Genomic DNA, 19,368 nt, shown 5'->3' with positions numbered 1-19,368 from the left:
TACGGGCGGTTTTGCGCTCGTCGTAGGCAGACTGGCGGTTTCAAGAGCACGTCTAAAGACAGGGAACAGGTGGTCGAGAGTGATGCGCAGCGCAGTCTGGCGCGCAGTTTACACAGCGTGAGGATCAATGACTTGTCGGTCACCACTGACGAACGGTCGCACTCCCTTCACATCGTGGAATCACTCCGCACCCCGGTCGGCGTTTTTAGAGGTGCCCTTTTAGCCTGATGAGCATCAACCGCCAGGTTCGCCTAGGCGACTTTCTTTTCACCGGAGAGTAACGAGGAATCCATGAAGGTTCTTGTAGCTGTCAAACGCGTTGTGGATTACAACGTCAAGGTTCGCGTCAAGGCGGACAATTCCGGCGTCGATCTCGCCAACGTCAAGATGTCGATGAACCCGTTCTGCGAAATCGCAGTGGAAGAAGCCGTACGCCTGAAAGAGAAAGGTGTTGCGACTGAAATCGTCGTCGTCTCCATCGGCCCGACCACCGCTCAGGAGCAGCTGCGTACCGCACTGGCTCTGGGTGCCGATCGCGCCATCCTCGTCGAATCCGCTGAAGACCTGACTTCGCTCGCCGTGGCCAAGCTGCTCAAGGCTGTGGTCGACAAGGAACAGCCGCAGCTGGTAATCCTCGGCAAGCAGGCCATCGATAGCGACAACAACCAGACCGGCCAGATGCTCGCTGCATTGAGCGGCTACGGTCAGGGCACGTTCGCCTCGAAAGTCGAAGTGTCCGGCGACAGCGTTGCCGTGACCCGCGAAATCGACGGCGGCGCGCAGACGGTTTCGCTGAAACTGCCGGCAATCGTCACCACCGACCTGCGCTTGAACGAGCCGCGCTACGCGTCTCTGCCAAACATCATGAAAGCCAAGAAGAAGCCTCTCGAAGTGCTGACTCCGGACGCTTTGGGCGTTTCCACCGCCTCCACCAACAAGACCCTGAAAGTCGAAGCGCCGGCTGCACGCAGCGCAGGCATCAAGGTCAAGTCGGTGGCTGAACTGGTCGAGAAACTGAAAAACGAAGCGAAGGTAATCTAAAAATGACTATCTTGGTAATCGCTGAACACGACAACAAAGTGCTGGCCCCGGCCACACTGAACACCGTGGCTGCTGCGGCCAAAATCGGCGGCGACATCCACGTTCTGGTTGCTGGCCAAGGCGCTGGCGCCGTGGCTGAAGCCGCTGCGAAAATCGCTGGCGTGAGCAAAGTCCTCAACGCTGACAACGCCGCTTACGCGCATCAGCTGCCGGAAAACGTTGCTCCGCTGGTTGCAGAGCTGGGCGCTGGTTACAGCCACATCCTGGCTGCCGCCACCTCCAACGGCAAAAACATCCTGCCGCGCGTTGCCGCGCAGCTGGACGTTGACCAGATCTCCGAGATCATCTCGGTCGAAAGCGCTGACACCTTCAAGCGTCCGATCTACGCCGGTAACGCCATCGCTACCGTGCAGTCGACCGCTGCGATCAAAGTGATCACCGTGCGTGCCACCGGTTTCGACCCGGTTGCTGCTGAAGGTGGTTCGGCTGCTGTTGAAGCCGTTGCTGCTGCGCACAACGCTGGCACTTCGAGCTTCGTTGGCGAAGAACTGGCCAAGTCCGATCGTCCAGAGCTGACCGCTGCCAAGATCGTCGTTTCCGGCGGCCGCGGCATGCAGAACGGCGACAACTTCAAACACCTGTACGCCCTGGCCGACAAGCTGGGCGCAGCCGTTGGTGCTTCGCGCGCAGCGGTCGACGCAGGTTTCGTACCGAACGACATGCAGGTCGGTCAGACCGGCAAGATCGTTGCGCCACAGCTGTACATCGCCGTCGGTATCTCCGGCGCGATCCAGCACCTGGCCGGTATGAAAGACTCCAAAGTGATCGTTGCGATCAACAAGGACGAAGAAGCGCCGATCTTCCAGGTGGCCGATTACGGTCTCGTGGCGGATCTGTTCGAAGCAGTCCCTGAGCTGGAGAAGCTGGTCTAATCCAGCGGCTTCACTTATAAAGAGCCCGACCTTTTGGTCGGGCTTTTTTTTGTCTCGGATTTGAGTGGGAGCGTTTTGCCATGGATCTGCGCTGCGGATTGCGTTACTCGGTATTGCTGGGATTGGCCCTGTTGCCGGGGCTGGCGATGGCCGCCGGCAAGTGCGAGCGCCTCGTCGTCACCGGCAGCCCGGATGCGCCGCCGTATCTGTGGCAGGATCCACAAAATCCCAAGCAGTTGATCGGCGCCAGTGCTGACCTGCTTCAACAAGTCGCCAAGGAGCTCGGCATCAAGGTCGAGTTGCTTTACGCCGGCAAGCGCTCGCAAGCCCTCGACGAAGTGCGCAGCGGCCGTATGGACATGCTGGCCGACGCGCCGCTGACCCTCAACGAGCTGGAATCCCTCGACTACATTCATCCGCCATTGCTGGAAAACGACTACCTGGTGTGGACGCGCAAAGGCTCGACCCTGGTCTACAGCGAAGCCAAAGACCTGCACGGGCACACGGGCGCGTTGTCGGAAAAGTCTCGAATTACCCAGGCATTTGGCACTTTCGCCGAACAGAATCTGACCCTGACCCGCACGGCAAACCTCACCCAGGCGCTACAGAAATTGCTTCTTGGTGAAGTGGAATACGTCCTCGCCGGGCGCTACTCGGGCATGGCCGCCGCGCAGGCGTTGGGCATGGCCAATGACCTGCTGGCGTTCGAGCAACCCATCGACCACCCGGGGCTGTACCTCGCGGTTTCGCACAACTCGGCGTGCAACGATCCGTGGTTGCGCGGACAGTTGGCCAAAAAGATGACAGAATTGCCCGCGTCCGGACTGACGGAAGCTGCGCTGCAACGCAATATCGAGCGCTGGAAGGCGCAGCAGCAACAGCCGCAACAACCTGTCAGTGCCCCAAAACAGTAGGGATTCTTAGTGAGTATTCGACCTCTTTTCGCGGCTGTGGCCGTTCTGGCCCTGGCCGGTTGCGCGACCGATCCGGCACCCAATGAACAAATGCGCCTGACCGAACAGGCCATCACCCAGGCCAAGGCCGTCGGTGCCACCGCTGATGATGTGCCGGAAATGAAACTGGCCGAAACCAAGTACAACCGCGCCAAAGGCAACATGGCTGATGAGTCTTACCGCAACGCGCGCATGCGGGCCGAACAGGCGGAACTGGATGCGCGTCTGGCCGAAGCCAAAGTGCTGACGCAAAAAAGTGAAGAACAGGTGAATGTGCTCAACACCCGCATCGTCCGTCTGCGCAAGCAACTGGGGGATGCCCAATGAGCCTCAAGTCGAAAGTTCTCGGCGGTCTGATGCTCGCCGGGTGTGTCAGCCTGTATGGCTGCGCCGGTCAACACAGCGAATCCGCACTGCAAGAAGCCAGCGCCGACTTCCAGAAAGTCAAAGAAGATTCCAATGTGCTGCGCATCGCGCCGAAAGACGTGATCCGCGCCGGTGAATCGCTGGCCCGTGCCGATCGCCTGTCGACCTATTGGGGCAGCGGCTCCGACGTGGTGCATTACGCCTACCTGAGCCAGCGCTACAGCGAAATCGCCCGTCAGCACACCAACCAGGTGCTCAACGAAGAGCGTGCAGCCAAGCTCGAACTGGAGCGCCAGCGCCTGCAACTGGCCCTGCGTGAATCGAAGCTGCTCAGCGTGCAGCAGCAGGGCAAGTGGCTGGAAGAACAAATCGTCGCACTGGCCACCACGCAAACCGACCGGGGTCTGGTGATGACCTTGGGTGACGTGCTGTTCGACACCGGTGAAGCGGAGCTGAAAAACTCGGCCAACCGCGTGGTGCTGAAGATCGTCCAGTTCCTGCAACTGAACCCGAAGCGCGTGGTGCGTATCGAGGGCTACACCGACAGCACCGGGGGTAAGCAGGAGAACCTCAAACTGTCCCGCGATCGTGCGCAGGCAGTGGCTGATGTATTGATCGATCTGGGCATCGACGACAAACGCATTCAAGTCGAAGGCTACGGCGATGAATACCCGGTGGACGTCAACGCTTCCGAGCGTGGGCGGGCACAGAACCGTCGGGTGGAAATCGTCTTCTCCGACGAAAAGGGCCAGCTCGGCGCCGCCCGCTGAGGGTGGCGTCTCTGGAAAGCCCGGACTGTCATGCAGTGCCGGGCTTTTTTACGTCTGTCGAATAGCTCGCAAATCGGTACAGTCAGGGGCAGACACCGCACTGTATGGTCGACTAAAGTGGCAACTGTCCCAGTACACTTCTAAACTGTTCCGGTATTGTTTCACACAAGAATAAAATGCCCGTGAAATCGAGTGCTGCGTCATGACCAATCTCTTGCTCTACCAACGTATTGCTCAGCAACTGGCCGAAGACATCCGCCGTGGCGTCTATCAACCGGGGGAGCGCGTGCCATCGGTACGCAAGATGAGTTCGCAGCTCAACGTCAGCCATGCGACGGTGTTGCAGGCTTACGCCAATCTTGAAGATCAGGGCTTGATTCGGGCGCGCCCGCAGTCCGGTTATTACGTGCACCAGACGCCGGCACTGACGGCGCCGACGCCGGACATCGCCCGGGTCGAACGGCCGGGGCTGGTGACCCGCAGCAGCATCATTCAACAGGTGCTGGTCGAATCGCGCCGCGAAGGTGTGTTCCCGCTGGGTGCCGCCGTGCCGAGTGTTGATTACTTGCCGGTGCGCGCACTGCATCAGCAATTGGCCAAGGTCACCCGTTTCCATAGCCCGCGCGCCTTCAGCTACATGTTCAGCCCCGGTTTTGAACCGTTGCGCCGGCAAGTGGCGATCCGCATGCGCGACGCCGGTGTGGTGGTCGATCCATCAGAAGTGGTGATCACCCACGGTTGTGTCGATGCCCTGCAGATGTCGTTGCGCGTGCTGACCCGTCCGGGCGATCTGATCGCTGCCGAATCGCCGACCTATTACGGCTTGCTGCAACTGGCCGATCTGCTCGGCTTGAAAGTCATCGAAATCCCCAGCGATCCCGCCACCGGCATGAGCCTCGAAGCCCTGCAACTGGCGGCCAATCAATGGTCGATCAAAGCCCTGGTGCTGACCACGCGCCTGAGCAATCCACTGGGCGGCACCATGCCCGAAGAACGGCAGAAGCAGCTGTTGCGTCTGGCCTCGGACTTCGACATCCAGATCGTCGAAGACGACATCTATGGGGAGCTGATGTTCGAGCAGGGCAAAACCAAAGCGCTCAAGGCTTATGACCGACTGGATCGGGTGATTTACTGCTCGAGCTTCTCCAAGACTTTGTCGCCCGGTGTGCGCATCGGCTGGATGATCGCTGGCAAGTACCAGCAGGAAATCCAGCGCTTGCAGACCTTCAGTACGCATTCAGCGTGCAGCGTGACGCAGATGGCGATTGCCGCCTATCTGGAAAACGGTGGTTATGACCGGCATTTACGGTACATCCGCCAGGAATACCGGAAAAACCTCAGCGCCTTCCAGTTGGCGGTGCAGCAGTACTTCCCCGAAGGCACGCAAATGACCCGGCCCACGGGCGGTTTCATCCTTTGGGTGAGCTTGCCGGGCAGGGTCAATACCCAGGAATTGCATGTCCGCGCGTTGCAGCAAGGCATCAGCATTGCGCCGGGGCTGATCTTCAGTAATACCGAGCAATTCAACCACTGTATCCGCCTGAACTGCGGCATTCCGTGGAACCGCGAGGCGGAGCGGGCGTTGATGACCCTGGGGTTGCTGGCGACGCAACTGTGTCAGGAAACCGCTGGCGGGTTCTGAACGAGCGGCGGCTGATGCTTGTCTTGTGGCCTCCAACAAGCGAGCATATGGCCCTCTGCCGTTAGTGTCGTTGGGTCCATGAAAGCGATTTTTCCTGCCGCTTGGGTTTTGCTGGGTTTGCTGATGATCGGCCATGCGCCTGGCGCCATGGCCGCTGCAGTTCAGGAAAAACCGGCGACGACGAGCACCGCTAAAAAAACCACCCCGGCAAAGAAGGCCGCCCCCGCGCAGAAGACCCAGCAAAAAGTGGTCAAGAAGCGCAAGCCTGTTGCCTCGAAATCAAAACCCGCCAGCGAAGTGGTGAAAACCAAACTGCCGCCAGCCAGACTCGACTTGAGCCTGCCCAAAGACATGGTTCAGGAATTGAAACCGAAGGGCACGGTCGAGCTGCCGAAACGCGAGCCGATCCTGCCGCAGATGTTCGGTGAGAAAAACAGCGGTTTCCAGCTCAACGGGCGTTTGCTCAGCAACGAAATGCAGTTGCAGTTGCGCAACGAAGAGCGCCGCGAAGTTGAAGGCGCGGCGCTGGATTTCGAATTCAAGCAGTAAATCCAGCCCGTCTGTGACCCGCAGAGCAGACGCTTTGTCGGAGACTGGTCAGTCACATTCAGTTATCGGTAAAAACCCCGGTACAGGGAATTTTAAACAGCCGTTTTAGCGGTTACTCTGTTCCGCGTCTCTTTAACACATTGCCCGTCGCGAGGATCTGTTCGTCATGAAATGCCGTGAAGGCTGTGGCGCCTGCTGCATTGCCCCTTCCATCAGTTCGGCGATTCCCGGCATGCCTGATGGCAAACCTGCCGGCGAACGTTGCGTGCAACTCTCGGTCGAAAACCTGTGCAGCATTTTCGGCCGCCCGGAGCGCCCGGCGGTCTGTTCCGGCTTCGCTGCTGATATCGAAGTGTGTGGCAGCAGTTCGGAAGAAGCGATCAGATTGCTCGGCTGGTGGGAGCAGATGACGGCGGCGTGATGTGTCAACGAACGGAACTTCAACAATAAGGAATAAGACTATGGGTTCGCTGCATCGTATCGCTGTGTTGTGTGGTTTGACCGCCGTGCTGGCCACCTCCGTGGCTCAGGCGGAAGACTGGAAAGTCGCCAAGAACGAGGACGGCATCAAGGTGTCCCTGAGTGAAGTGCCGGGCTCGGACTACAAGTCCTACCAGGGCGTTGCGCTGATGAAGACGACCGTCGCCAAACTGCGCGCATTGCAGGAAGACGTGTCCGGCGCCTGCGCCTGGATTCACGAATGCAAGACCCAGAAACTGCTCAAGCACGAAGGCGATCAGAGCTGGACCTACACTCAGTTCAACACCCCATGGCCGGTGACCCCGCGTGATTCGGTGCTGAAGGTCACCACCGTTGAAGGCGCCGATGGCAGCCTGACCCGCAATCTGGAAGGCTTGCCGACGTATATTCCGGAAGAAAAAGGCTTTGTCCGCGTTCAGCAGGTCAAAGGCTTCTGGAAGTTCGTGCCCAAGGGCGATCAGGTTGAAGTGACCTATCAAGTGCACACCGAGCCAGGCGGCAGCGTGCCGGCCATGGTGGCCAACAAGTTCGTCGTCGATGCGCCGTTCAACACCTTGAAAGCGCTGAAAGAACGCGCCGAGAAGTAATCTCGCGTGTATAAGCAAGCGCCCCGATCGATTCGGGGCGTTTTGTTTTGTCGCTATATTGTGTTTCCAGATATGCGTTGAACGAAATTTTCACAAAGCGTTCAAGACAATTCGCCCGCGCTGTTTGCGCACTATCCCGGTCTGCCAAGGCGCTAAATGAAAGTGTCTGGCACCGCGGCAGTAATCAATGGCAATGGTGCGGGTGATCGTGCAACATTTGCGCACCGCGCAAGCCCCGGGGCCTGGAATGGCCAACAGAGGGCATGGCGCCGCTGTATTTTTGCAACTTCAACTTCCAATGGGTCCTAAAACGACATGGCAAACCCGGACGCCCTGAATCAGCAGCGATCTTCTGCTCGCCTGCTGCAACCGACCGTCAAATCGCATCTGGCCTACACGCTGCTGTGTGCACTGGTCATGATGGTGATGTTTTCCGTGCTGCGCCTCGCGCTGCTGGTCTACAACCGCGAGATGATCCTCGATACCCCGGCCTCGACCTTCCTCGAAGCTTTCGCCAACGGCCTGCGTTTCGACCTGCGCCTGGTGGTCTACGTCTGCGTTCCGCTGGTGCTGGCGCTGTTCAGTGCCCGCGCCATGGCTGCACGCGGTTTCTTCCGCCTGTGGCTGACCATCGCCTCGAGCATCGCGCTGTTCCTCGGCCTGATGGAAATGGACTTCTACCGCGAGTTCCACCAGCGCCTCAACGGTCTGGTGTTCCAGTACGTGAAGGAAGACCCGAAAACCGTGATGAGCATGCTCTGGTACGGTTTCCCGGTGGTGCGTTATCTGTTGGCGTGGGTCATCGGCACCGTCATTCTGACCCTGGCGTTCAAAGGCGCCGACCGTGCCACGCGTCCGCGCGGGCCGTTCAGTGGTGGCAGCGTCGGTACTCGTCAAGTTGCGCCGTGGTACACCCGTCTTGCGGTGTTCGTGGTTTGCCTGCTGATCTGTGTGGTTGCCGCTCGTGGCACCCTGCGTCAGGGCCCACCAATGCGTTGGGGTGACGTGTACACCACCGATTCCAACTTCGCCAACCAGCTCGGCCTCAACGCCACGCTGTCGCTGATCGAGGCCGCCAAGTCCCGCATGGGCGAAGATCGCGACAATATCTGGAAAGCGACGTTACCGCAGGAACAAGCGCAGAAAGTCGTTCGCGATATGCTGCTGATGCCTGACGACAAACTGGTCGATGCCGATATTGCCGCCGTGCGCCGTGATTACACGCCGCCGGCCGACAAGACCCTGCCGATCAAGAACGTTGTGGTGATCCTGATGGAAAGCATGGCCGGTCACTCGGTCGGTGCTCTGGGCGCGCCCGGCAACATCACGCCATACCTGGACAAACTGTCGAAGGAAGGCCTGCTGTTCGACCGTTTCTTCTCCAACGGCACGCACACCCACCAGGGCATGTTCGCGACCATGGCCTGCTTCCCCAATCTGCCAGGTTTCGAATACCTGATGCAGACTCCGGAAGGCAGCCACAAACTGTCTGGCCTGCCGCAGGTGCTCAGCGCCCGCAACTATGACGACGTGTATGTCTACAACGGCGACTTCGCCTGGGACAACCAGTCGGGCTTCTTCAGCAACCAGGGCATGACCAACTTTGTTGGCCGTAATGACTTCGTCAATCCGGTGTTCTCCGATCCGACCTGGGGCGTGTCCGACCAGGACATGTTCGACCGTGGTCTGCAGGAGCTCAAGGCGCGGGAAAACGGCAAGCCGTTCTACGCGCTGCTGCAAACCCTGTCCAACCACACGCCATACGCCTTGCCGACGCCATTGCCAGTCGAGCGCGTGACCGATCGTGGCAGTCTCAACGAACACTTGACTGCCATGCGCTACTCCGACTGGGCACTGGGTCAGTTCTTCGAGAAGGCGCGCAAAGAGCCGTACTTCAAGGAAACCCTGTTCGTCATCGTCGGTGACCACGGTTTCGGCAACGAGCGCCAGATCACCGAAATGGACCTGGGCCGCTTCAACGTGCCAATGCTGATGATTGCACCGGGCATTCAAGAGAAGTTCGGCACACGTGATCACACTGTGGGTACGCAGATCGACATCGTGCCGACCATCATGGGTCGTCTCGGTGGCGAAGTGCGTCACCAGTGCTGGGGCCGCGACTTGCTCAATCTGCCGGAAGGCGACACCGGTTTCGGTGTGATCAAACCGTCGGGCAGTGAGCAGACTACCGCCATCGTCACCGCCGACCAGATCCTGGTTTTGCCAAGAGACAAGGACATGGGGCCGAAGATGTGGCAGTACCAGTTGGGTGCCAATCCGCACGCCGAAGTCGTTCCGAATGCACCGCGCACCGCCGAGTTGAAACTCAAGCTGGAAGCGTTCCTGCAAACGGCGACCAAAAGCCTGATGGATAACACCGCGGGCGTCGTTCACGGCAAGCCGGATTGATTGCTTATCGACAATAAATCCGCGCAATAAAAAAGAGGCCCTGAACAGGGCCTCTTTTTTTGCCGGTTACATCGTTATATCCGACCGAGTAACAGCAGCACCAACAGCACCACCAACACCACGCCGATAATGCCCGACGGACCGTAACCCCAACTTCTGGAGTGCGGGAAGACCGGCAGACCACCGATCAGCAACAGGATCAGGATAATGATAAGAATTGTGCCCATGTCGATTTCCTTGTTGATAGTGTTCGAGAAGTCTTGGTATTCAAGGGCGACTGGAGACTAAGTAATTCCAGACGGCTTACCAATTCCGACTGGTGCGGGTGAAAGAAAATTCAATGTTTTTTTAATGTATTTGGATCGCAGACTTATTTCCTTTTTACCTTCGGCTAGTTCAGAACTCAGACCGTTTCGGGGAATCCAACGCGCCACGGTTTGCCCCCACCATTCAGCAATCTGATGGAGCGTGGGCGGGCGCCGATCCTTCGCTACACTGCGCGCATCTTCCCCGGAACAACAAGGCTGTCTGCTATGCAAAATCGCATGATGATCACTGGTGCGGGCTCGGGCCTGGGTCGCGAAATCGCGCTGCGCTGGGCGCGTGAAGGCTGGCGACTGGCCTTGTCCGATGTCAGCGAACCCGGCTTGCAGGAAACCCTGAAACTGGTCCGCGAGGCGGGAGGTGACGGGTTCATTCAGCGCTGCGATGTGCGTGATTACAGCCAGCTCACCGCGTTCGCTCAGGCTTGCGAAGAGAAACTCGGCGGCATCGACATTATCGTCAACAACGCCGGTGTAGCCTCGGGCGGGTTCTTCAGCGAGCTGTCGCTGGAAGACTGGGACTGGCAGATCGCGATCAACCTGATGGGCGTGGTCAAGGGCTGCAAGGCGTTCCTGCCGCTACTTGAACAAAGCAAAGGCAAGATTATCAACATCGCTTCAATGGCGGCGTTGATGCAAGGCCCGGCCATGAGCAACTACAACGTGGCCAAGGCCGGGGTCGTGGCGTTGTCGGAAAGCTTGCTGATCGAGCTGGCGCAACAGGAAGTGGGCGTGCACGTGGTGTGTCCGTCGTTCTTCCAGACCAACTTGCTGGATTCTTTTCGCGGTCCCACCCCGGCGATGAAAGCGCAGGTTGGCAAGTTGCTGGAAAGTTCGCCGATCAGTGCGGCGGACATCGCCGATTACATCTATCAGCAAGTCGCCGCCGGCGAGTTCATGATTCTGCCCCACGAACAAGGCCGGATGGCCTGGGCGATCAAGCAGAAGAACCCGCAGTTGCTCTACAACGAAATGACGGCCATGGCCGAGAAAATGCGCGCCAAGGCCAAACAGAGCAACGGCTGAACTTGCTCGCGAGGTGTCGCGTCGTTAGGGTGGCCGCAATAGTCACCCTGTCGAGACACATCAATGCTCAATTACCTGTGGTTTTTCCTCGCGGCGCTGTTTGAAATCGCCGGTTGTTTCGCCTTCTTCATGTGGCTGCGTCAGGGCAAAAGTGCGCTGTGGGTGATCCCGGCGTTGCTCAGCCTGACCCTGTTCGCGCTGTTGTTGACCCGCGTCGAAGCGGCCTACGCCGGCCGCGCCTATGCCGCTTATGGCGGGATTTACATCGTCGCATCGATTGGCTGGCTGATGGTGGTTGAGCGGGTTCGGCCGTTGGGATCGGACTGGATTGGCGTGGCGTTGTGCGTCATCGGCGCCAGCGTGATCCTCTTCGGACCGCGCTTTTCCGCCGCTTGATTTAGTGTTTTGCGGGAAACGTCTGACAGCCCGATGGCGAGCAGGGTGTAAGGCAAGACTGATTTCCTCTGCCGGCATTGTGCAGCGGCGTTCAGCCGCGCATCTTCAGGGTTCGCTAACCCTGAAGGACGTATCTCATGCTTGTACTCAGCCGTGTCGTTGGTGAGTTGATTTCAATCGGTGACGACATTACCTTGCGCGTGCTGTCGGTGAACGGATCCAGTGTGCGCTTTGGTGTCGAAGCACCGCAGAAGGTCAACGTGCATCGCTCGGAAGTCTATGAGCGGATCCAGCGCAAGCAAGCCACCGAAAAGGCCCGCTGAGGGTTTCAGTCGAACAGGTGCTTGGGCACGTCATGCTTGAGCATCAACTGGCACTGCTCGCTTTCCGGGTCGAAAACGATCAACGCCTGGCCTTTGGTCAACGCCTGGCGCACGCGCAATACGCGGGTTTCCAGCGGCGTGTCATCGCCATTGTCGGTGCCGTCGCGGGTGACGAAATCTTCGATCAGGCGGGTGAGGGTGTCGACTTCAAGAGCGTCGTAGGGAATGAGCATGGGCACCTCGGCTAAATCAATGACGGGATGCTACGGCGATTGTCGGTTGCCTGCCAGTTTTTGCGTTGACCGGTCTGGCCTCTTCGCGAGCAGGCTCGCTCCCACATTTGGAATGCGTTCCCATGTGGGAGCGAGCCTGCTCGCGAAGGCGATGGTTCTGCCAACAAAGATTTAACTGTCGGACCGCTGCCCCACCAGACTGTCCACCGACGGCACCCGCGTATCGCTCTCCATCTGCGTGTCATGTTCAATCTGGTGACTGAAGCGATCCAGTGAGGCATTGGCCGGCGCGGCATCGCTGGCGAACACCGGCGGGCTCAGAATGTAGGCGCCCAACAACCGGCTCAGCGCCGCCAGACTGTCGATGTGCGTGCGTTCATAACCATGCGTTGCATCGCAGCCAAAGGCGAGGAGGGCCGTGCGGATATCGTGGCCGGCGGTCACTGCCGAATGCGCATCGCTGAAGTAATAGCGGAACAGGTCACGGCGCACCGGCAGCTCGTTTTCACTGGCCAGGCGCAGCAAGTGCCGCGACAGGTGATAGTCGTACGGTCCGCCGGAATCCTGCATCGCCACACTCACCGCGTGTTCGCTGGAGTGCTGGCCAGGGGCGACCGGTGCGATGTCGATGCCGACGAATTCGCTGACATCCCACGGCAGCGCTGCTGCCGCGCCACTGCCGGTTTCCTCGGTAATGGTGAACAGCGGATGGCAGTCGATCATCAACTCCTGACCACTGTCGACGATGGCCTTGAGCGAGGCGAGTAACGCCGCCACGCCAGCCTTGTCGTCAAGGTGCCGGGCGCTGATGTGCCCGCTCTCGGTGAACTCCGGCAGCGGATCGAACGCCACCACGTCGCCGACGCTGATGCCCAGCGAATCGCAATCAGCCTTGGTCGCGCAGTAGGCATCCAGGCGCAGTTCGACGTGATCCCAACTGATCGGCATCTCGTCCACGGCGGTATTGAACGCGTGCCCGGAGGCCATCAGCGGCAGCACACTGCCGCGAATCACGCCGTTGTCGGTGAACAGACTGACGCGGCTGCCTTCGGCAAAGCGGCTCGACCAGCAGCCGACCGGCGCCAGCGTCAGGCGGCCGTTGTCTTTGACGGCCCGCACGGCCGCACCGATGGTGTCGAGGTGCGCCGAGACCGCGCGGTCAGGACTGTTTTTCTTGCCCTTGAGCGTCGCGCGAATAGTCCCGCGCCGGGTCATCTCGAAGGGGATGCCGAGCTCCTCAAGACGCTCGGCGACGTAACGCACGATGGTGTCGGTGAACCCGGTGGGGCTGGGAATGGCGAGCATTTCCAGGAGGACTTTTTGCAGGTAGTTGAGATCCGGTTTGGGGATTTGAAGGGTCATGGAAACTCCTGATGGGTTGAGCACATCGATGGTTTCGATGAGGAGGATTTGTGGGGCCTGCTGCGGCCCTTTCGCGAGCAAGCTCGCTCCCACATTTGGAATGCATTCCCCTGTGGAAGCGAGCTTGCTCGCGAAGGCGTCAATGGAAGCGCTGCATGATCAAAGTACAGCCGGCTGACTGTGCGGAAACAACAAATCGACAAACCGCTCCGCCGTCGGCTGTGGCTCATGGTTGGCCAACCCGGCGCGTTCGTTGGCCTCGATAAACACGTACTCCGGCTGATCCGCCGCTGGCACCATCAAATCCAGGCCAACCATCGGAATGTCCAGCGCCCGCGCCGCCCGCACCGCCGCATCGACCAGCGTCGGATGCAGAATTGCCGTGACATCCTCCAGCGTGCCGCCGGTGTGCAGATTGGCGGTACGGCGGACAAACAGATGCTCGCCGGCCGGCAAAATGCTGCTGTAGTCATAACCGGCCGCATGCAAGGTGCGCTGGGTTTCATGGTCCAGCGGAATTTTGCTCTCACCGCTGGTGGCCGCTTGGCGACGACGGCTCTGCGCCTCGATCAACGCACCGATCGAATGCTGACCATCGCCGACCACTTCGGCAGGCTTGCGAATCGCCGCCGCGACCACTTCAAAACCAATCACCACAATCCGCAGATCGAGACCTTCGTGGAAGCTTTCCAACAGCACACGGCTGTCGAATTGCTTCGCCGTTTCGATGGCCTGCTGTACCTCTTCGATGCTCTGCAAATCCACCGCCACGCCTTGGCCCTGTTCACCGTCGAGCGGCTTGACCACCACGCGTTGATGTTCATCGAGAAAGGCCAGATTGTCGTCGGCGTTGCCCGCCAGTTGCTGCGAGGGCAGGTTCAACCCGGCGCCTTTGAGCACCTTGTGCGTCAGGCTTTTGTCCTGGCACAGGCTCATGCTGATTGCGCTGGTCAGGTCGCTCAACGATTCGCGGCAACGCACGCGGCGGCCGCCATGGCTGAGGGTGAACAACCCGGCGTCGGCGTCATCGACCTGCACATCGATACCGCGCCGATGGGCTTCTTCAACGATGATCCGCGCATAGGGATTGAACTGCGCCTCCGGCCCCGGGCCGAGAAACAGCGGCTGGTTGATGCCGTTTTTGCGCTTGATGGCGAAGGTCGACAGGTTGCGAAAACCGAGCTTGGCGTAAAGGCTTTTCGCCTGCCGGTTGTCGTGCAGAACCGACAGATCCAGATAGCTCAGACCACGGCTCATGAAGTGTTCAATCAAGTGCCGCACCAACACTTCGCCAACACCCGGTCGCGAACATTGCGGATCAACCGCCAGGCACCACAGACTGCTGCCGTTTTCCGGATCGTTGAAGGCCTTGTGATGGTTCAGGCCCATGACGCTGCCGATCACCGCGCCGCTGTCTTCGTCCTCGGCCAGCCAATACACTGGCCCGCCCTGGTGATGCGGAGTAAGCAACGTTGCGTCGATCGGCAACATGCCGCGTGCCGAATACAGCTGATTGATCGCCTGCCAGTCCGCTTCACTCTGCGCGCGACGGATGCGGAAGCCGCGAAATACGCGTGTCGCCTGACGGTAATCGCTGAACCACAGGCGTAACGTGTCGGAGGGGTCGAGGAACAGTTGCGTCGGCTCCAGCCCGAGAATCTGCTGCGGCGCGGCGACGTACAGCGCGATGTCGCGCTCGCCGGGCTGCTCGTTGAGCAACTCCTGCGCCAGCGATTTCGGGTCAGGAAAGGTGTGGCCGATCAGCAACCGACCCCAGCCGCAATGCACCGCGATCGGCTCGGCGGCGGGGCTGCTGCCGTCTTCGGCCAGGCGCGCCTGCAAGCGTTCATACGACGGCGTCTGGCCGCGCAGCAGGCGTTGGTTGATGGCCGTAGCGTGAGGTTTCATCAATCAGATTCCTTGTTCACTGAGCCACAGGTTCAGGGCCGCCAGTTGCCACAGCTTGGAGCCGCGCAACGGGGTCAGTTGGCCTTGCGGATCAGTCAGCAATTTGTCGAGCATGGCCGGGTTGAACAGGCCGCGATCCTGACTCGGATCGAGCAGCAGTTCGCGCACCCAGTTCAGCGTATCGCCCTGCAAGTGTTTGAGACCGGGCACCGGGAAGTAGCCTTTTTTACGGTCGATCACTTCACTTGGGATGACTCGGCGCGCGGCTTCTTTCAGCACGTGTTTGCCGCCATCGGGCAACTTGAATTTGCCCGGTACGCGGGCCGACAGCTCGACCAGGCGATAGTCGAGAAACGGCGTGCGCGCCTCCAGGCCCCAGGCCATGGTCATGTTGTCGACACGTTTGACCGGGTCGTCGACCAGCATCACCGTGCTGTCCAGACGCAGGGCCTTGTCGACTGCCGCCTCGGCACCGGGTTGGGCGAAATGCTCTTTGACGAAGTCGCCGGCCGCGTCATGCGCGGTCAGCCATTGCGGTTGCACGGTGGCGGCATAGTCGTCGTAGCTGCGGTCGAAAAACGCATTGCGATAGGCTGCGTAAGGATCGGCCGCGCCGTCGACTTGCGGGTACCAGTGATAACCGGCGAACAGCTCATCGGCGCCCTGGCCGCTCTGCACAACCTTGCAATGCTTGGCCACTTCACGCGACAGCAGATAGAAAGCGATGCAGTCATGGCTGACCATCGGTTCGCTCATTGCGCGGAATGCCGCGGGCAGTTGCTCGATGATTTCTTTTTCGTCGATGCGCAGTTGGTGATGCTGCGTGCCGTAGTGTTTGGCGATCAGATCGGAATACTGAAACTCGTCGCCGCGCTCACCGCCGGCATCCTGGAAACCGATGGAAAAGGTCGACAGGTTCTCGACGCCGACTTCACGCAGCAGGCCGACGAGCATGCTCGAATCGACACCGCCAGAGAGCAGCACACCGACATCGACGGCCGCCCGTTGACGAATCGCTACCGCTTCGCGAGTGCTGTCGAGCACACGGTCGACCCAGTCTTCCAGCGTCAGATTTTTCTCGTCATCGTGCGGGCCGTACGGCAGGGTCCACCAGGTTTTCTGTTCGGTCGTACCGTCTGCTTCCACGCGCATCCAGCTCGCTGGCGGCAGCTTTTCGATACCAGCCAGCAAAGTGCGTGGCGCCGGCACCACGGCATGGAAATTCAGGTAATGATTGAGCGCCACCGGATCGAGGATCGGGTTGATGTCACCGCCCTTTAGCAGCGCCGGCAGGGCCGAGGCAAACCGCAAGCGCTGGCCGGTGCGCGACAGGTACAACGGCTTCACGCCGAGACGGTCGCGGGCGATGAACAGACGCTTGGCGTCGCGTTCCCAAATGGCGAAGGCGAACATGCCGTTGAGTTTCGGCAGCAGCGCTTCGCCCCAGGCGTGATAGCCCTTGAGCAGCACTTCGGTGTCGCCGCCGGAGTAGAAGGCGTAACCCAGCGCTTCGAGCTCAGCGCGCAATTCCGGGAAGTTGTAAATCGCGCCATTAAAGGCCAGCGACAGGCCGAGCTGGTTGTCGACCATCGGCTGCGCCGAGCCGTCCGACAGGTCCATGATTTTCAGGCGGCGATGGCCCAGGGCAATCGGCCCTTGAGCATGAAAGCCCCACGCATCGGGGCCGCGAGGCGCCAGGTGATGGGTGATTCGCTCGATGGCTGCAAGGTCTGCAGGTTGTTGATCAAAACGTAACTCGCCAGCTAATCCGCACATAAAATCCTTACCGGTTTTTCCGTTGGGGAGGGTATTTCTTCAGCGGCCAGAATGGCCGGTACTCAGAAACTGACCCGGTGCGGTTGTGGGAGTTTTAGAACGATAAGTTATAAGTGGGGCTGTCAGACCGGCGGGGCACCGTTGCGATGCCCCTGGTTTCCACTCATTTGCCGCGGATCAGACGGCGCAGGGCAAAGCGGTTTGGATGGCAGGCTTGGGCGACACTGCGTGGCAGCGGCAATGGTTCGTTATCGAGCCAGGCGGCGAGTAATTCACCTGACAGCGGCGCAGTAATCAGACCGCGCGAACCGTGGCCGCTGTTGACGTACAAACCATCGAGCCATGGGCAAGGGACGTCTGGCACCTGACGAGCGTCTTTGCTCAGCGCTGCGTAGCTATCGAGGAACGCGTCGCGGTCGGCGAGGGGGCCGACGATCGGCAGATAGTCAGGGCTGGTGCAGCGGAACGCGGCGCGGCCTTGCAGGCTTTCGACAGGCTGCTCGCTGATGTGCAGGCGCGCGACGAGATCGCTGGAAATCTCTTCGAGCATGGCCAGATTGCCTTGGTGTTCGGCGGTGGTGGGCGTCAGGTCATCGCTGTTGAAGTCGAAGCTGGCACCGAGGGTGTGCTCGCCCAGACGCGCCGGTGCGACGTAGCCTTCGGCGCAGACCACGGTGGTCAGCGCCTGGCTTTCTGCGGTTTCGGCAAGGCGAGTGATTTGCCCGCGAATACGCTTGAGCGGCAGCTCGGCACTTTGCGCAAAGCGTTTGATCTCGGCGGCACCGGCCAGCACCACGATTGGCGCGCTGGCGAGCAGTCGGTCACCGTCGAAGGCTTGCCACTGATCAGCGACCTTGCGCAGTTCCAGCGCTTCGCGATGGCTGAGCAGTTCGATGTTCGGTTGCGCCGCTTGTGCCAGACACAACGCGGGCGGGTGTACCCAGCCACCTTCGGGATAGTACAGACCGCCATGGGCCAGACCGATACCGGCGCGAGCCTGCGCCTCGGGTTGCTCCAGCCACTGCAACAAGTCTTGCGGGAATGCTGCCGCCAGTTGCGCGTGACGCTCGGCTTCCTTGGCGTTGAAGGCCAGTTGCAGAACGCCGCAATCATCCCAATCGGTGCCGCGTTGCAGGGTTTCCAGCAAGCGGCGGGTGTAGCCGAAACCGCTGACGATCAGTTGCGACAGCGCGGTGCCGTGAGCCGACAGCTTCAGATACAGCACACCCTGCGGATTGCCCGAAGCTTCTTGCGCCACACCATCGTGACGCTCCAGCAAACTGACCTGCCAACCGCGAGCGGCGAGACTGGACGCTGTGGCGCAACCGGCCAGACCGGCGCCGATCACCAGCGCGCGACGTTCACCGGTGAGCGGGGCAGGGCGGGCGAACCACGGTTTTTCCGGGGCGGGCGGTGCGACCTCTGCTGGCCAGCCGAGAAACTCGCCACGAAGGATTTCCCACTTGTGGCCGATGCCCGGCGTGCGCTTCATCTTGAACCCGGCAGCGTTGAGCAAGCGCCGAACCCAACCGGTACTGGTGAAGGTGCTGATCGTAGATCCCGGTGCCGCCAGACGTGCCAGTTCGACGAACAGTTCAGCCGTCCACATGTCCGGGTTTTTCGCCGGAGCGAAACCGTCGAGAAACCACGCATCGATCTGCGCATCGAGCTGCGGCAGTTGCTCCAATGCGTCGCCGATCAGCAAGGTCAGCGTGACGCGGCCGCCAGCCAGGGTGATGCGCTGAAAGCCTTGATGGATCGCGACGTAATGCGTGAGCAACTGATCGGCCAACGGTTTGAGTTCTGGCCACAGTGTCAGTGCCCGTTGCAGATCAGCCGGGCTCAGCGGGTACTTTTCAACACTGACAAAATGCAGCCGCGCACCGGCCACCGCGTGTTGCTCGAACAACTGCCAGGCGCAGAGAAAATTCAGCCCGGTGCCGAACCCGGTTTCGCCAATGACCAGTCGCCCACTCGTCGGCAACGCAGCAAAACGCTCGGCCAGGCGATTCTGTTCCAGGAACACATAACGGGTTTCATCCAGACCTGACTTGTCGGAAAAATACACGTCATCAAACACGCGTGAACGCGGGCGTCCTTGTTCATCCCAATCGAGTTGGGCGTGGGGCAATACGGGCTTCATGGCAGGCTCGGCAACGACAAGGCCGCCATTCTAGCTGATCGGGCGGAGGGTGCTTGATCCATGGCAAGGCTTGCGCCCGACGACTCGCGGACAATCCGCAACCTGCGGGAATTTCTGCGCCGCTGCTGTGCCCAATCCGCTAGTCTTGC

General features: G+C 60.0%; 19 protein-coding genes. 13 read left to right on the top strand and 6 right to left on the bottom strand.

From position 1 onward, the window contains the following. Positions 1–291 precede the first annotated feature (291 nt). The 10 genes from A8O26_RS24910 (at position 292) to A8O26_RS24865 (ending at position 9,729) form a co-directional block, all read left to right on the top strand. Positions 292–1,041, top strand: coding sequence for an electron transfer flavoprotein subunit beta/FixA family protein (locus A8O26_RS24910; protein ID WP_007908338.1), 750 nt, complete (start codon positions 292–294; stop codon positions 1,039–1,041). A gap of 2 nt (positions 1,042–1,043) precedes the next feature. Continuing rightward, positions 1,044–1,973, top strand: coding sequence for an electron transfer flavoprotein subunit alpha/FixB family protein (locus A8O26_RS24905; protein ID WP_034155324.1), 930 nt, complete (start codon positions 1,044–1,046; stop codon positions 1,971–1,973). 80 nt (positions 1,974–2,053) lie between these two features. Then, a complete protein-coding gene (locus tag A8O26_RS24900; RefSeq protein ID WP_064120344.1) occupies positions 2,054–2,887 on the top strand; it encodes a substrate-binding periplasmic protein in 834 nt (277 codons plus the stop codon). Between the two features lie 9 nt (positions 2,888–2,896). Continuing rightward, positions 2,897–3,253, top strand: coding sequence for a DUF4398 domain-containing protein (locus tag A8O26_RS24895; RefSeq protein WP_081265256.1), 357 nt, complete (start codon positions 2,897–2,899; stop codon positions 3,251–3,253). Further along, on the top strand, positions 3,250–4,062 hold the full coding sequence (locus A8O26_RS24890) for an OmpA family protein (protein WP_064120342.1): 813 nt from the start codon (positions 3,250–3,252) through the stop codon (positions 4,060–4,062). Before A8O26_RS24895 ends, A8O26_RS24890 begins: the two co-directional genes overlap by 4 nt. A 202-nt stretch (positions 4,063–4,264) precedes the next feature. Next, positions 4,265–5,704 carry a PLP-dependent aminotransferase family protein gene (locus A8O26_RS24885; RefSeq protein ID WP_016985994.1) on the top strand — a complete coding sequence of 480 codons (1,440 nt, stop codon included), beginning with the start codon at positions 4,265–4,267 and terminating at the stop codon, positions 5,702–5,704. Between the two features lie 78 nt (positions 5,705–5,782). Continuing rightward, entirely contained in the window at positions 5,783–6,253 is a 471-nt protein-coding gene (locus tag A8O26_RS24880) for a hypothetical protein (RefSeq protein WP_064120341.1), read from the top strand. Between the two features lie 166 nt (positions 6,254–6,419). Further along, positions 6,420–6,674 (top strand): zinc/iron-chelating domain-containing protein, encoded by a 255-nt coding sequence (locus tag A8O26_RS24875; RefSeq protein WP_064120340.1) that lies wholly within the window; start codon positions 6,420–6,422, stop codon positions 6,672–6,674. A 40-nt stretch (positions 6,675–6,714) separates the two neighbouring features. Then, positions 6,715–7,320, top strand: a complete 606-nt coding sequence (locus tag A8O26_RS24870) for an START domain-containing protein (RefSeq protein ID WP_064120339.1) — start codon at positions 6,715–6,717, stop codon at positions 7,318–7,320. 315 nt (positions 7,321–7,635) lie between these two features. Beyond that, a complete protein-coding gene (locus A8O26_RS24865; RefSeq protein WP_064120338.1) occupies positions 7,636–9,729 on the top strand; it encodes an LTA synthase family protein in 2,094 nt (697 codons plus the stop codon). Positions 9,730–9,803: 74 nt separating this feature from the next. Here A8O26_RS24865 and A8O26_RS29210 read toward each other — a convergent pair whose 3' ends face one another. Continuing rightward, positions 9,804–9,962 (bottom strand): DUF3309 family protein, encoded by a 159-nt coding sequence (locus tag A8O26_RS29210; RefSeq protein ID WP_169432680.1) that lies wholly within the window; start codon positions 9,960–9,962, stop codon positions 9,804–9,806. A gap of 300 nt (positions 9,963–10,262) precedes the next feature. Here A8O26_RS29210 and A8O26_RS24860 point away from each other — a divergent pair, with 300 nt between their 5' ends. The 3 genes from A8O26_RS24860 (at position 10,263) to csrA (ending at position 11,797) form a co-directional block, all read left to right on the top strand. Further along, positions 10,263–11,078 (top strand): SDR family oxidoreductase, encoded by an 816-nt coding sequence (locus tag A8O26_RS24860; protein WP_064120337.1) that lies wholly within the window; start codon positions 10,263–10,265, stop codon positions 11,076–11,078. A 63-nt stretch (positions 11,079–11,141) separates the two neighbouring features. Continuing rightward, positions 11,142–11,474 carry a YnfA family protein gene (locus A8O26_RS24855; RefSeq protein WP_064120336.1) on the top strand — a complete coding sequence of 111 codons (333 nt, stop codon included), beginning with the start codon at positions 11,142–11,144 and terminating at the stop codon, positions 11,472–11,474. A gap of 137 nt (positions 11,475–11,611) precedes the next feature. Further along, positions 11,612–11,797: a carbon storage regulator CsrA gene (csrA, locus tag A8O26_RS24850; RefSeq protein ID WP_064120335.1), complete on the top strand. Its 186-nt coding sequence runs from the start codon at positions 11,612–11,614 to the stop codon at positions 11,795–11,797. A gap of 5 nt (positions 11,798–11,802) precedes the next feature. Here csrA and A8O26_RS24845 read toward each other — a convergent pair whose 3' ends face one another. The 5 genes from A8O26_RS24845 to mnmC form a co-directional block, all read right to left on the bottom strand. Next, positions 11,803–12,030 carry a YheU family protein gene (locus A8O26_RS24845; protein WP_003192759.1) on the bottom strand — a complete coding sequence of 76 codons (228 nt, stop codon included), beginning with the start codon at positions 12,028–12,030 and terminating at the stop codon, positions 11,803–11,805. Positions 12,031–12,201: 171 nt separating this feature from the next. Continuing rightward, complete coding sequence (locus A8O26_RS24840) at positions 12,202–13,392, bottom strand: osmoprotectant NAGGN system M42 family peptidase (RefSeq protein ID WP_064120334.1); 1,191 nt, start codon at positions 13,390–13,392, stop codon at positions 12,202–12,204. 159 nt (positions 13,393–13,551) lie between these two features. Beyond that, complete coding sequence (gene ngg, locus A8O26_RS24835) at positions 13,552–15,300, bottom strand: N-acetylglutaminylglutamine synthetase (RefSeq protein WP_064120333.1); 1,749 nt, start codon at positions 15,298–15,300, stop codon at positions 13,552–13,554. Between the two features lie 3 nt (positions 15,301–15,303). Next, the gene (locus tag A8O26_RS24830) at positions 15,304–17,076 is read right to left on the bottom strand and encodes an N-acetylglutaminylglutamine amidotransferase (protein ID WP_064120332.1); all 1,773 of its coding nucleotides are present in this window, start codon (positions 17,074–17,076) and stop codon (positions 15,304–15,306) included. Between the two features lie 163 nt (positions 17,077–17,239). Further along, a complete protein-coding gene (gene mnmC, locus A8O26_RS24825) occupies positions 17,240–19,219 on the bottom strand; it encodes a bifunctional tRNA (5-methylaminomethyl-2-thiouridine)(34)-methyltransferase MnmD/FAD-dependent 5-carboxymethylaminomethyl-2-thiouridine(34) oxidoreductase MnmC (protein WP_064120331.1) in 1,980 nt (659 codons plus the stop codon). Positions 19,220–19,368 lie beyond the last annotated feature (149 nt).

Origin of the sequence: Pseudomonas fluorescens (assembly GCF_001648775.1) — a bacterium.
Taxonomy (GTDB): Bacteria; Pseudomonadota; Gammaproteobacteria; order Pseudomonadales; family Pseudomonadaceae; genus Aquipseudomonas; species Aquipseudomonas fluorescens_M.
Note: the sequence above shows the minus strand (reverse complement) of the source record. Positions and strands in the feature narration are given on the sequence as shown.